We start from the raw sequence: 13,860 nt of genomic DNA on the forward strand, positions 1-13,860 counted from the left end.
TCCCTCGACGCAAGGCGCATCCTGCCCATGCAGAGATGTCGCTTGCACAGCTTATGTATATCTTTGTATACAAAGGTACGCAATGGCGATGCGGGTGACCGGTGCCGCCGGTGGATAGAATGTCTCCACTTCGTCGTATCGGACGGACGGCATGAGCAGCAAATACGACGTGCTAGTGATCGGCGGCGGCAACGCGGCGCTGTGCGCGGCGATCGCGGCACGGCGCGGTGGTGCGTCGGTGCTGGTGCTCGAAGGTGCGCCGAAGTTCTATCGCGGCGGCAATACCCGCCACACCCGCAACATGCGTTGCGCCCATGACGCCGCAACCGAAATCCTGACCGGTCCCTACACTGAGGACGAGTTCTGGGAGGACCTGCTGCGCGTCACCGGCGGGCAGACCGACGAGGTGCTCGCGCGCCACATGATCCGCGAATCCAAGGACATCTTGAACTGGATCGTGGAGCAGGGCGTGCGCTGGCAGCCCTCGCTCGGCGGCACGCTAAGCCTCGGCCGCACCAATTCCTTCTTCCTCGGCGGCGGCCGGGCGATGCTGAATGCGCTCTATCTCACCGCCGAGCGGCTCGGCGTCGAGGTCGAATACGACGCCGAGGTCACCGACCTCTTGATCGAAGACGGCATGTTCCTCGCAGCGCGCCTGAAACGGCCGATCAAGGGCGAGACCGAGATCCGCGCGACCTCGCTGGTTGCCGCGGCCGGCGGGTTCGAGGCCAACATCGAATGGCTCAAGCAATATTGGGGCGAGGCCGCCGACAATTTCCTGATCCGCGGCACGCCCTATAATCGCGGTTCGATCCTGAAGATGTTGCTCGACAAGGGCGTGCAGGAAGTCGGCGATCCCACCCAGTGCCATGCGGTCGCGATCGACGCCCGCGCGCCGAAATTCGACGGCGGCATCATCACACGTCACGACTCCGTGGTGTTCGGCATCGTCGTCAACAAGCACGCCCAGCGCTTCTACGACGAGGGCGAGGACCTCTGGCCGAAGCGCTACGCGATCTGGGGCCGGTTGGTCGCGGCGCAGCCCGACCAGATCGCCTACATCATCTTCGACTCCACCGTGGTCACGAGCTTCATGCCGACGCTGTTTCCGCCGATCGCCGGACAGACCGTGGCCGAGCTCGCCGGCAAACTGGAGCTCGACCCGGCAGCGCTGGAAAAGACGACCGCCGAGTTCAACGCCGCGGTGCTATCAGGCACCTTCGACCACACGATTCTGGATGATTGCCGCACCGAAGGCATCACGCCGCCCAAGACGCACTGGGCGCGCAAGATCGAAACGCCGCCTTATCTCGCCTATCCGGTGCGGCCCGGCATCACCTTCACCTATCTCGGCACGCGCGTGACCAAGGAGGCGCGGATGCTGATGGCTGACGGCAAGCCGTCAGGCAACATGTTCGCCGCCGGCGAGATCATGGCCGGCAACGTGCTCGGCAAAGGCTACGCAGCTGGCATGGGCATGACGATCGGCAGCGTGTTCGGGCGGATCGCGGGACGGGAAGCGGCAAAACATGCACGGAACTAGGATCCTGAACGAAGCCGACCGCCTGATGACGGTCTGCAATTCCTGCCGCTACTGCGAGGGGCTGTGCGCGGTATTTCCGGCCATGGAAATGCGCCGCGCCTTCTCGGACGGCGACCTCAACTATCTCGCCAATCTCTGCCATGGCTGCGGTGCCTGCTATGTCGATTGCCAGTTCTCGCCGCCGCACGAGTTCAACGTCAACGTTCCCCAGACGCTAGCGATTGCGCGCGCGGAATCCTATGCCGCTTATGCCTGGCCGAGGGCGCTGTCCGGCGCCTTCGCGCGCAACGGTCTGGTCATCAGCATCGTCGCTGCGCTCAGCATGGCAGTTTTCATCCTCGGCTTTGCCGCTTTGAATGACCGCAGCGTTCTGTTCGGCGTGCACAGCGGTCCTGGTGCGTTCTACAAGCTGATGCCGCACAACGCGATGGCCGCGCTGTTCAGCGCCGCATTCCTCTTTGCGATCCTCGCACTGATCATGAGCGTGCGCGCCTTCTGGCGCGACATCGGGCCGCCGATCGGCGGTCGCGCCGATGGGAGATCGATCTTCCGGGCGATCCGCGATGCCGGCGAGCTGCGCTATCTCCACGGCGGCGGCATCGGCTGCTACAACGAGGACGACAAGCCGACCGACCGGCGCAAGCTGTACCATCATCTGACGTTCTACGGCTTCATCCTGTGCTTTGCGGCGACATCGGTGGCCACACTCTATCACTACTTGCTTGCGCGCGAGGCGCCGTATCCTTGGTGGGATCTGCCCGTCGTGCTCGGCTCGCTCGGCGGCATCGGCCTTGTCGTCGGGCCAGTCGGGCTGTTCGTCGCGAAGCTGCGCAGGGCGCCGGAACTGCTCGACGAGAACCGTTACGGCATGGATGTCGGCTTCATCGCCATGCTGTTCCTGACCGGGCTCACTGGCATGGCGCTTCTGGTCCTGCGTGAGACCGCCGCAATGGGGCCATTGCTGGCGCTGCATCTCGGCGCGGTGTTCGCGCTGTTCGTCACCATGCCCTATGGCAAGTTCGTGCACGGCATCTACCGTTTCGCCGCGCTGGTGCGCTATGCGCAGGAGCGGCGGACTGCAGCGTGACCCGCTATCTCGGTTGAAAGCGGCCCTCGCGCAGGAAGGCGATGGTCTGCGCGATCGCGGCGGCGTGGCGCGGAAGCCCGGTATGCGACGTCTTCACGACGATATGGTCGGCCATGCCGGCCAGCCCCGCGCTTTGCACAGAGACCCGTCCGTCATTTGGCTTCGGCAGAACGAGCATGCCGGCGACGGGATCGATGAAGCGGCTTCCGGCGATCACGCCGACCGGATAGTCGATGGCGGGGAGGGCATTCGGCGCGGTCGCAGGCGTGGTGGTGAGCTCGAGCCCGGCTGGCCCGTAGAATTTGCGATAGGGCAAAGATCCCCGCAGGAGATCGGCGACCTCGCTGCCGCTGTTCGGCGTGCCCAGCATCACGACGCGGCCAAGCCGGGCCGGCCGGTGTTTCGCGATATATGCGCGCGCGACGAGCCCGCCCATCGAATGCGCGACGAAATGCAGCGGTGCGTCGCGCTCGGCGAAACGGGTGATCGCCGGGTGGATATCCTCCGCAAGCGCGGCGATCGGCTTGCTGCGGCTGGGATAGTCGATGTTGAGCGTTGCGAAGCCGGCCGCACGAAGCGCCCGTTCCAGCTTCATCAGGGATGCCGAGGTCCGCGCGATGCCGTGAAGCAGAACCACTCCCGGGCATCGCGCGTCGCCTGAATGAGGCGCCTCGTGCATCTGCCTTACGCCACTTCGCGCTCCGGCGCGGACGCCTGCTCGCGCGCCATCGTCGTCGCGGTGACGTAGTCGGTCTTGCCGGTGCCGAGCAGCGGCACCTTGTCGACCACCAAGATCGCCGCTGGAACGGTCAGTTCGGACGCGCCGATCGTTTTGGCCTGGCCCTGCATTGCGCTGCGCTCGGCATTCTTCTCCGTCGTCAGCAGCACGATGCGCTCGCCCTTGCGCGGGTCGGGGATCGAGACGGCGACCGATGCGGCCTGCGGCCACAACGTCGCGGCGATGCTCTCGACCGCGGACAGCGAGACCATTTCGCCGGCAATCTTGGCAAAGCGCTTGGCACGGCCCTTGATGGTGATGAAGCCGGCTGCGTCGATCGCGACGATGTCGCCGGTGTCGTGCCAGCCCTCGGGAAGCTTTTCGAGCACGCCCGGATTTTCGGCCCTGAGGTAACCGAGCATCACGTTCGGTCCGCGCACCGAGAGGCGCCCACCTTCCTCGATGCCGGGGACCGGATCGAGGCGGCTTTCCATCAGCGGCGAGAGGCGGCCGACGGTGCCGGGGCGGTTGGCCATCGGCGTGTTCATCGCCAGCACCGGCGCCGTCTCGGTGACGCCGTAGCCTTCGAGGATGCGGATGCCATAGCGCTCCATGAACACCTGCCGCGTGCGGTCCTTGACCGCCTCGGCGCCGGCGATCACGAGGCGCAGGGTGCGGAAGTCGTAGGCGTGCGCCGAGCGGGCGTAGCCGGTGAGGAACGTATCGGTGCCGAACAGGATCGTGGCGCCGGTCTGGTAGATCAGCTCGGGCACGATCCGGTAGTGCAGCGGCGAGGGGTACATGTAGATTGGAATGCCCCCGAGCAGCGGCATCATCATCCCGCCGGTCAGCCCGAACGAATGGAACACCGGCAGCACGTTGAACACCTTGTCATTGGCGTTGGCATCGACCCGCGCCAGCGCCTGCGCCGCGTTGGCGAGGATGTTGCGGTGGGACAGCACCACGCCCTTGGGCGTGCCTTCCGAACCCGACGTGAACAGCACGACGGCGGGGTCGCTGGCCTGGCGGGCGACGCGCGGCGCGGTGCCTGCGAGCAGGCCCTTGATCTTGTCGGCCGTCCCGATCGAGGCGCGGACGTCCTCGAGATAGACGACCCGGGCTTCCGCGGAGATCGTAGCCATCAGCTTGTCGAGCTTGCCCTTCTCGATGAAGGCCTTCGATGTCAGCACGGTCTTGACCTCTGCGGCCTTCATGGCCGCGAGGACGTTGACGGGGCCGGCCGAGAAGTTGAGCATCGCCGGTACCCGGCCGATGTTCTGCAGCGCCATGAAGACCACGGCGACGCCTGCGGAATTCGGCAACAGCACGCCGACATTCTCGCCCACGGCGGTGCCGGTCTCGAGTTTCCGACTCAAGACCTGCGCGCCAAGGATCAGCTTGCGATAGGTCAGCTTGGTACCGAGCGCGTCCTCGATGATGACCTTGCCGGTGTCACGGTCGCGATAGGCGTGTCCGAGCGCCTCGAACAGGGTGTGATCGAGCATGGCGTTCTTGACCATCGCATCGATCATCACGTCCTGGAGTGCGGCGCCGGCGGCGTTGCGGCGCGCCTTGCCCTTCAGCGCCGGGTCGACCGGCAGCTTGATCGGCGGCAGGATGGTGACCGTCACACGCGGGAACCACGAGCGCTTGATCTGGCTGGAGTTGAGGTAGCTGAGATGCGAGCGCTGCGCGCCTTCGATGCGAACGGGTACGACCACCGCATCGGCCTTGTCCGCGATCATCGCGGTGCCGTCATAGACCTTCATCAGCGAGCCCGAGACGGTGATGCGTCCTTCCGGAAAGATCACCACCGGCTCGCCGGCGGCGACCAGCTTGATCAGGTCCCGCGCAGCCAGCGGCTTGCTCGGATCCATGGTGTAGTGCTTGACGACGCGCAAGAACGGCTTGGCCCACCAGGCCTTGGCGATGCCGGTGTCGACCGCGAAGCTCGCGTCGATCGGCAGCACGGCATGGAGCAGCGGGCCATCGATCAGGCTGACATGGTTGGGCGCGATCAGCATGCGCGTGCCGGCAGGCGGCAGGTTCTCGAGGCCGCGAACCTCGGTGCGGAACAGTGCGCGGAACAGCAGTCCGCCGAAATCGCGCACGCCTTCCTTGCCCCATTTCGTCAGCACGAACCAGACTGCGCCGAAGCTGGCGACGCCGAGCCCGAAGAAGATCCAGCCGATGTGAAGGCCGGCCGCCTGCAGCAGCGCGACGAACAGCGAGCCGACCACCATGAAGGCGGCCTGCAGCACGTTGCCGGCGGCGATGATGCGGGCGCGCTCGGATGGTGCCGACCAGGCCTGGACCGCGGCAAAGGAGGGAACGACGAACAGGCCGCCGCCGAATGCGAAGGCGACGAAGTCGACGAGCATACGCAGGCCTGCGAACGAGGTCGCGAAACCGGCCGCGGTGATGTCCTGCCCCTTGGCGGTGACGCCGATGGCCCAGGCGAGATCGAGGCCGGCAAATCCCATGATGATGGCGCCGATCGGCACCAGCGCGAGATTCGGGCGAACGTGGCTGAGGCTCGCGGCAAACAGCGAGCCGATGGCGATGCCGATTGCGAAGATCGCAAGGCACAGCGTCACCACGCCCTCGGTGCCGCCAACGACATCCTTGACCAGCGCCGGCAGCAGCGACAGCACGATCGCGCCGACCAGCCAGAACCAGGAGACGATCACGGTGCCGTCCCACAGCCGGTGGTCGGCATGCAGGGTCTTGAGAAGGCTCACCGTCGAGGTCCAGGGATTGGCGTCGACGGGCAGATCGGGCGCCGACGGCGTCGTCTGCGGAATGCGGGAGGCGAAGGCCCATGACAGCAAGGCCAGCACGACCACGGCCGATGCGACCCAGCCCATATGCGCGGATCCCGCCACGAACTGGCCGCCGGCGACGGTGCCGAGCAGGATCGCCATGAAGGTCGCGCCTTCGACGAGCGCGTTGCCGGTCGCGAGCTCGCCGAGCTCGAGCTGATCCGGCAGCATGGCGTATTTCACGGGCCCGAACAGCGCGGCGATGGTGCCGAACAGGGCGAGCGCTGCGAACAGGAGCGGCACCGAGTGCAGGAAGAAGCCGGCGGCGGCAAAGCAAGCAGCGAAGATCTCGGCGAACTTGAGCCGCCTTGCGACGACGGATTTGACGTATTTGTCGGCGAGCTGGCCGCCGAGCCCGGACAGGATGAAATAGGGGAAGATGAAGACCGCGCCTGCCACCGTCACCAGCGCATCGCCGTGGCCGGTTGCGGCGCTGTAAAGCAGGATGATGACGAGCGCGTTCTTGAGCACGTTGTCATTGAGCGCCGAGAAGAATTGCGCCCAGAACAGTGGGGCAAAGCGGCGTGACGACATCAATTCCCTGATCATGACTAGTCCTGTTTTGGAAAGGCAGAATGAGGTTCGTTACGTTGTCTTTGAAGCGTCACGACCGGAAGGGGAGGGGACGAACGATTGCGGGCGCTGATGGCCGGCCTGCCTTGTCCCCTCGATCCCTCTGATCCTGTTGGTCTCCAAGCGGCGTCGTTAGGTTCGCAAAATATCTGGGCGCGCCTTACCGGGTATGCGCCGAGCGATGAGGAAAAGCTGAACCGCGTCACTGAAGTCTGGCGAGATCGGCCGCGAACATCGGGACATGGTAAGTCCTTCCTTGCAACCAGTTCTTGCATTCGAGACGACCTGCGTGTGCAGGTCGGGTGCGCCTCAGGTGAGATGGGCGAGGTGACGAAAGGGCGAGAGGCGGCGGAGCAGGCTGATCCGGCGGCCGTCCTGACGGGCACGCGCGCGGCTCGCCCGCCACATCCGCAAGGTCGCCCGGCGTTCAGTCAGCACGCCGGCAATGTCGCAGGCATTTGCGATGCGATCGATCGGCGTCATGGCGAACCGCAGCAGGGCGCGGCCAAGGCCGGTCACCAGGGCGGTGGCGTCGTCGACGAAGGTAGCGGCGATATCAACAGCGAGGGTTTGCATTTTGGTCGTCTCCAGGTTAATTTGAACAATGTTCACATGAGTAGCTCGAAAATGAACAATGTTCAAGAAGAATCGTTGCGGGATCGGAAAAAAAATCGGCGACGGCTCCAGATCCTGGAGATCGCGCGGGGGGTTATCGCGACTAAAGGATTGAGATCGTTGAAGGTTCGGGACGTTGCCGAGGCCGCCGGCTGCTCCGTTGGCAGCGTCTACAACGAGTTCGGCGACTTCGACGGGGTCATCCTGACCGTCAATCGGGAGACCGTTCAGGCGCTCACGGCCCGGCTTCGCGGGGTTCCGGCCGAAGATCCCGTTCGCCAGCTCTACGGGCTTGCCGAGACCTATCTCGAATTCTTCGCGGAGCACGCCAATCTGCTGCGCTCGCTGTTCGAGCATCGAATGGAGGACGACCGTCCCTATCCCGACGACATCCTGCAGATGGTGATGGATGCATTTGCGCTGATGCATCCGCCCCTGGTGCGGCTGCTACCGGATGCGGATGACGTGAAGATCGCGCTGTTGTCGCGCACCTTGTTTTCTGCCGTGCACGGAATCATCTCGCTCGGTCTCGAGGAGCGCATGGTGGCCGTGCCGCCGCAGATGCTGCGTCAGCAGATCGAACAGTTCGTCGACGCCCATCTCGCCGGCCTCGGCATTCTGCCGGTCGGCGCGCGGAAGTCTTGATCGGGCGCCGGTGCTACCAGGCGTATCGCAGGCTCGCGGTGCCGGAATAGGTGGTGCTGCGGGCCGCGAACTCGCCGTCGAGCTTGGCTGACAGGGCAACGCCGCTCGAAAACTTCAGCTCGGCCCCGGCGGTTGCGAGCGCGGCGTCCCTTGCCGGCGTCGCGCCGTTGACGATGAAGCTCGCGCCGGGCAGCGCCTGGAAGGCGGCGACCAGCGTCGGATCGCTCACCCAATCATGGGCCCAGGCTGCACGACCGCGCAAGGTGAGGACCGACGTTGGCGTGAGCAGAATCGCGCGATCGAAGCGCGTGCCGACCTCGCCCCGCGTGGCGCTGGCCGTACGCCCCCGATAGGTCAGGCCGAAGCCGCCGGCGCCGAGGTCGGTCTCGGTGTAGGTCGGCGTGCGGAAGACCTGTGCCTGCGCCGCTGCGTATGGCGTGATGCCGCCGAGCGGCGTTGCGAAGCGGTAGCCGCCCTCGATGCGGCCGCCGACGGTTTGTGCGTCGAACTTCGCGGTCAGCCGGTTGCCAAAGGGGGCGAAGCGATCCGTCGACATCCAGTGATTGGCCACGGCGAGGGATGCGGCGAAATAGGCTGGCCCCGTACGCGCGGCGGTGTAGACACCGGCCTGCATGGCATCACTCCTGCCGCCGCCGATTGCCTGCGCGAGGTCCCATTTGGTAGCGCCGCCCGAAAGCGCGAAGCCGACCAGTGCATCGCGGCTGACATGATAATCGGCGCCGGCAGCAAAGCCGCCCGCGCGCGCGCCCAAATCATGGCTGCCGATCACGACCGGGTCGCCGCTGGTCCGGTTGGTGCCGCCGAATGCCGTGCCCCAGGCCGTCCAGCGCTCCGCAAAGGGCACTGCTTTCGCAGACGGCGCACCCAAAAGCTTGTTGTAGGCGAGGGCGACATCCGCAGGCAGCGCGGCACGTTCGGGGCTGAAGCCGAATGCCGTATCGCCTGCGCCCGTAGCCGGGCCGCCGCGTCCGCTCACGAACGGATCGAGCATGAGGCCGAGGAATTGGCCCGTGAACTGGAAGGCGCCCTGTTGCGCGCCGGTCGCAGCCTCGCCCGAGAGCTGATCCAGATTGTAACGGAGCTGTGCATCGCTCTGGCCCGCGAACGAGGACAGGAAAGGCAAATTGGCGCCGAACGAGCTCAGCGCGCCGGCCACGGCCTTCTGGTTCTGCGTCTGGGCGACGGTAGAGAAGGCTGCCGCGTTGTAGTTGAGTGTCAGGAAGACAGAGAATCCGTCATAGCCAAGGGCAGAGGAGAAGAACTGCGGATTGTATCCGCTAATCGTCACACCGGAAAACGTCCCGGTCAGGCCGTTCGGCGCGCTGAGGATGGTATATTTCGTCGAGGGGCCGTAGGCGCCCGCAAGCGTGGTGACAGCGACGGTGCCGCCGTTCAGCGTCGCGGTCGAGGCAGCAATCTTGTCGGATTGTCCGGCCCCGTTGACGGAGATCGCGTAGGTCGAGCCCGCGTTGAACGTGGTATTGCCGTAGCTCGTGAGAGAACCGAGATTGCCGGGTGCGACCGTGCCGCCCGAGAGCACGGTGAGATCGCCGATGGCGCCGTTTCCGGCGAGGGTGCCGCCGCTGATCGTCATCGCAACGTTGGGCATCCCGCCATCGACGACGAGGCTGCCGGCCTGGACATTCATGGTCGCTGCGTCCGTCGTCGAACCCGTCAGCGTCCAGGTGGAGCTGCCGGTTTTCTGCATCATCTCGAAGTCCTTGAACTGGCCGGCCGCACCGAATGTGCCGAGGTCGAACGCCGCGTTGGCGGTTCCGCCCAGGCGCAACGTGTCCATTCCGCTACCACCCACGACCCAGCCCGTGATGTTCGATCCCGCGCGGAGCTCGAAGACGTCGTTGCCGCCCTTGAGGTCGACGGCCGTGCTGACGATGTTGTGGACGATCGTGCCGGCGTTGATGATGATGTCCTGACTGTTCGAGCCGATGATCGCGGTGCCCGAGGCATTCGATATCGTGCCGGCGTTGTTGATGGTGTTGCCGTCTGCCGCGCCGTTGAGCTCGAAGGCCGCCGGGCCGTTGCCCTGGACGAGGCCGCTCGACAGGATGGTCACCTGATTGCTCGCCGAGCCGGCGAATATGCCGATGCCGGCGCTTCCGGCAGTCCCGCTTCCAACCGTCCCTCCGATCACGATGGTGTTGTTGCTCGAACCGGACAGACTGAGCGCCGTCGAGCCGAGGACCGGTGACCCAACTGCGGCACCCGCATCCACGGTGATTGCATTGTTGGCTCCGCCCGACACGATGATGCCGTCGCTGTTGGCTGACCCGACCGAGGCGTTGTTGAAGACCCTGATCGAGCTGTTGGATGCTGTTTGAAGCACAATGCTCGCAAAAGTGGGGTCGTTCACCGTGGTCGCGGTGGTGCCGTCGCCGATGTTGATGGTGACGCCGTTGACTACGGGGAATGTCTTGATCTGGGTGTTATTCCCGACGCAGGTGATTGAATCACCCGACTGAAGCGTCGTCAGCGTGCCGGCTCCGGTCACCACACACACCGCTTGCGCCGGCGTGATGAACCACGGTAGCGGACCGCTTGCGGCGAGGGCACCGATCGCGGTGCCCAGAAGTAGCATGCGCCGCCGGGGCGTGTTCGAGCGGACGATATTGCGCGGGGCTAGCAAACGATTCCAAGGCACTTCCAAACTCCTCCTGCGGCGCAACCCGTGGAATCGCGCCGCAAATATTGGGCAGTGCCATGCTTAGAGAAGGAGGCGCCGGCCATCGTGGCCCGGCGCGCAATGTGATGTGTCCGAATGCGAAGAGCGCCGCTTTTTCAAAGCCATGTGGCCGCGGCGTCACAACTGCGCCGTGTCATCGGGTTGTCCGGCGCGCCGGGATGGACCGGGGCGTCATCGGGTCGGTCTGAGGCGAACTCAACCCGATCGCAATGTCGGCCGACCGTCGAATTGAAATGATGCGCGGGCGGCAATCAGCCTTGCGCGGCGGCGGCTTCGCGGTGCCAAGGCGCGACCACGACGACGTCCGGTCGCCCGCCATCGACCTGAACGCGGTTGCGTCCCTTTTCTTTGGCGCGGTAGCAGGCCGCATCGGCGCGCCGCATTGCATCCTCGAGCGTGATGTTGCGATGCACGATGCAGGCGACGCCGACGCTGGCGGTCACCGCAAAGCAGCGATCGTCCCAGGCGAAGTTGAACAGCTCGAGCGATCGCCGCAGCCGTTCGGCGATGTCGACCGCGTTCGCAGGCGAGCACTGCGGCAGGATCAGGCCGAATTCGTCGCCGCCGAGCCGGGCCACCAGGTCATGCGGCCGCCGATCCCGTTGCAGCAGGTTCGAGATCTGGCAGAGCAGGCGGTCGCCGGCGAGATGACCGCAGCCGTCGTTGACGCTCTTGAACTGGTCGAGGTCGAGCAGGATCAGTCCGAGCGGACCGGCCGCAACGTTGTCCAGCTCGCTTTGCAGGCGTGCCTCGAAGGCGCGCCGGTTGGCGAGGCCCGTCAGCCAGTCGTGCGATGCCTGCCACGCCAGGCGTTCCTTCTCGGCATGCAGAGCGTCTTCGAAGGACTGTCGCTGCAGCACCAAGCGCCTGGTGTGCCAGATCAGGAGCAGGATCAGCGCCGCGGCGGTGGCGATGTTGATGCCGGTCAGCGTCAGCTTGATGGCGCGGGAGCCTTCGCCGAGCACCGTGGAGAACCGTTTGGCATGCACCGTGAATTGGGCGTTGAGCTCGGAGAGCCGCGATGACAGGACTTGCAGGCGGTCCTCGTCCTGAATGGGTCCCTTCGCGAGCTCGGACCGGATGACCTCGCCGAACACGCTCAGCTCCAGCAGCATCGGATCGGTGGCAGCCCACTCGCGGATCGCGTCCTGAAGGAAGCTGACGCGGTTGAAGTAGCGGAACAGCCAGATCAGTCCCGGCACGTCGTCGGGATGGTTGCCGCCTTGCAGGAAGCCGATGCGGGCGGCCTCGACGTCGACCGGATCACGCTCGAGTGCCCAGCGCGCGAACTCGTCACCGATGGGAACGGCAAGCGAGGCCTGGTATTGCGTGAACTGGCTGGCATCGCCCGAATGCAAATAGAGATTGAGGAAATAGACGGCGTTCTTCTGCGAGCGCGACCACATCGCCTCGCCCGCGACATAGGCGCGGACCGACGACATCACCTCGAGACTGAATCCCGCGATCGTCGCCTGGAGCACGACGACCATCACGAAAGGCGAGACGAGCTTGATGACATGAAGGAAGCTGTGTCCCTTCGTCGACGTCGCTGTTCTGCGAAACACCCTGCGTTCCCCAAATCGCGCAATGACCCCCAGCGGAGCGCTGCGCCTGCAACGCCAAGTAGAGGATATGGTTGCTTAACTCGGCCTGAAAGGCGCGGGAGACTGCATCGCAGGGTGAAAGCGCTGTGAAGCCGATATGCGCAGATCGCTTCAAATGCCGGTAAATAGGACAAGGCGCCGCATCGACGAACGAATGCCTCGCATTCGTCGTGCGCGGTTTACCCGATCGAGAGAGTTTCGTCGGTGCCGTTAGACCAGCACCGGCTTGCGGACGCGGCCGGCGTCGCCGAACACGCGCAAATAACGCTCGATCTCCGAGGGCATGCCGGTCGCCTTCTCCGGATTGTCGGAGAGCTTGACGGCCGGATGGCCATCGACCGACGACACCTTGCAGACCAGCGAGATCGGATCGAGATTGAACGAGCCGTCCGGCGGGCAGCCGACGAAGTCGTTGGTGAGGTTGGTGCCCCAGCCGAAGGAGAGCCGCACCCGGCCGGCGAAGTGGTGATAGGTCTCCTCGATCGAGCCGACATCCATGGCATCCGAAAAGACGAGCAGCTTGTCCTTGGGATTGCGCCCCTTCCTTTCCCACCAGGCGACGATCTCCTCGCCGGCCTGGATCGGCGGCGCGCTGTCGGGGCGGAAGCCGGTCCAGTCCGCGACCCATTCCGGCGCATCGCGCAGGAAGGCCTTGGTGCCGAAGGCGTCGGGCAGCGCGATCAGCAAATTGCCGCCGTAAGTCTGGCGCCACTGGTCGAGAATGCGATAGGGCGCCCAGCGCAACTCCTCGTCGTCCCTGGCGAGTGCCGCGGCGACCATCGGCAGCTCATGCGCATTGGTGCCGATGGCTTCGAGATCGTTGTCCATCGCGAGCAGCACGTTGGAGGTGCCGATGAAGGACGGACCCAGGCCTTCCTTCACCGCCTCCACGCACCAGCGCTGCCAGAGGAAGCCGTGACGCCGACGTGTGCCGAAGTCGGACAGGCGCAGATTCTCCAGCTTGCGCAGCCGCTCCACCTTGGTCCACAGCTTGGCCTTGGCGCGGGCATAGAGCACGTCCAGCTCGAAGCGGCCGCGGCCCTTCGTCGCCGCGCGCGAGCGCAGCTCGTTGAGGATCGCGAGCGCCGGGATCTCCCACATCGTGGTGTGGGTCCACGGTCCGTGGAAATGCAATTCGTACTGGCCCTCGACCTTGCGCAGCTCATACTCGGGGAGGCGGAATTCGGCCAGCCAGCGGATGAAGTCCGCCGAGAACATGTGGGTCTTGCCGTAGAAGGTGTTACCTGCCAGCCAGATCAGCTCCTTCTTGGTGAAGCGGATGGTGCGGGCATGGTCGAGCTGGGCGCGCAGCTCGCCTTCGTCGATGATCTCGGCAAGCCGGACATGGCGCGAGCGGTTGATGACCGAGAAGGTCACCTGCTGATCCGGGTAGTCTTCCCGAATCATTTGCAACATCAATAGCTTGTAGAAGTCGGTATCAAGCAGGCTGCGGATGATGGGGTCCAGCCGCCAGCTGTGATTGTAGGTCCGGCTCGCAATATCGGTCACTGTCATGGGGGGATTTTAGCGC

At 65.1% G+C, this 13,860-nt stretch carries 8 protein-coding genes; 3 read left to right on the top strand and 5 right to left on the bottom strand.

Annotated elements, in window-relative coordinates; genetic code table 11:
* Positions 1 to 151: 151 nt before the first annotated feature.
* Complete coding sequence (gene tcuA, locus GGD67_RS26370) at positions 152 to 1,543, top strand: FAD-dependent tricarballylate dehydrogenase TcuA (RefSeq protein WP_179736907.1); 1,392 nt, start codon at positions 152 to 154, stop codon at positions 1,541 to 1,543.
* The gene (tcuB, locus tag GGD67_RS26375; protein ID WP_179736916.1) at positions 1,530 to 2,630 is read left to right on the top strand and encodes a tricarballylate utilization 4Fe-4S protein TcuB; all 1,101 of its coding nucleotides are present in this window, start codon (positions 1,530 to 1,532) and stop codon (positions 2,628 to 2,630) included. Before tcuA ends, tcuB begins: the two co-directional genes overlap by 14 nt.
* 4 nt (positions 2,631 to 2,634) lie before the next feature.
* On the opposite strand, the gene GGD67_RS26380 is transcribed toward tcuB, so the two are convergent.
* Entirely contained in the window at positions 2,635 to 3,309 is a 675-nt protein-coding gene (locus tag GGD67_RS26380) for a triacylglycerol lipase (protein WP_179736918.1), read from the bottom strand.
* Between the two features lie 5 nt (positions 3,310 to 3,314).
* Complete coding sequence (locus tag GGD67_RS26385) at positions 3,315 to 6,719, bottom strand: acyl-[ACP]--phospholipid O-acyltransferase (protein WP_179736920.1); 3,405 nt, start codon at positions 6,717 to 6,719, stop codon at positions 3,315 to 3,317.
* A 651-nt stretch (positions 6,720 to 7,370) separates the two neighbouring features.
* Between GGD67_RS26385 and GGD67_RS26390 the strand changes: the two genes are divergently transcribed.
* Positions 7,371 to 8,003 carry a TetR/AcrR family transcriptional regulator gene (locus GGD67_RS26390; RefSeq protein ID WP_179737170.1) on the top strand — a complete coding sequence of 211 codons (633 nt, stop codon included), beginning with the start codon at positions 7,371 to 7,373 and terminating at the stop codon, positions 8,001 to 8,003.
* A gap of 13 nt (positions 8,004 to 8,016) precedes the next feature.
* Here the strand turns inward: GGD67_RS26390 and GGD67_RS26395 are convergent, their stop codons facing one another.
* From GGD67_RS26395 to pncB, 3 genes are all read right to left on the bottom strand, one after another.
* A complete protein-coding gene (locus tag GGD67_RS26395) occupies positions 8,017 to 10,620 on the bottom strand; it encodes an autotransporter domain-containing protein (RefSeq protein WP_246784378.1) in 2,604 nt (867 codons plus the stop codon).
* Positions 10,621 to 10,976: 356 nt separating this feature from the next.
* Positions 10,977 to 12,290, bottom strand: a complete 1,314-nt coding sequence (locus GGD67_RS26400; protein ID WP_179736922.1) for a GGDEF domain-containing protein — start codon at positions 12,288 to 12,290, stop codon at positions 10,977 to 10,979.
* Between the two features lie 249 nt (positions 12,291 to 12,539).
* Positions 12,540 to 13,844 carry a nicotinate phosphoribosyltransferase gene (pncB, locus tag GGD67_RS26405; protein WP_018317032.1) on the bottom strand — a complete coding sequence of 435 codons (1,305 nt, stop codon included), beginning with the start codon at positions 13,842 to 13,844 and terminating at the stop codon, positions 12,540 to 12,542.
* Positions 13,845 to 13,860 lie beyond the last annotated feature (16 nt).

Source organism: Bradyrhizobium sp. IAR9, from assembly GCF_013408065.1.
Taxonomy (GTDB): Bacteria; Pseudomonadota; Alphaproteobacteria; order Rhizobiales; family Xanthobacteraceae; genus Bradyrhizobium.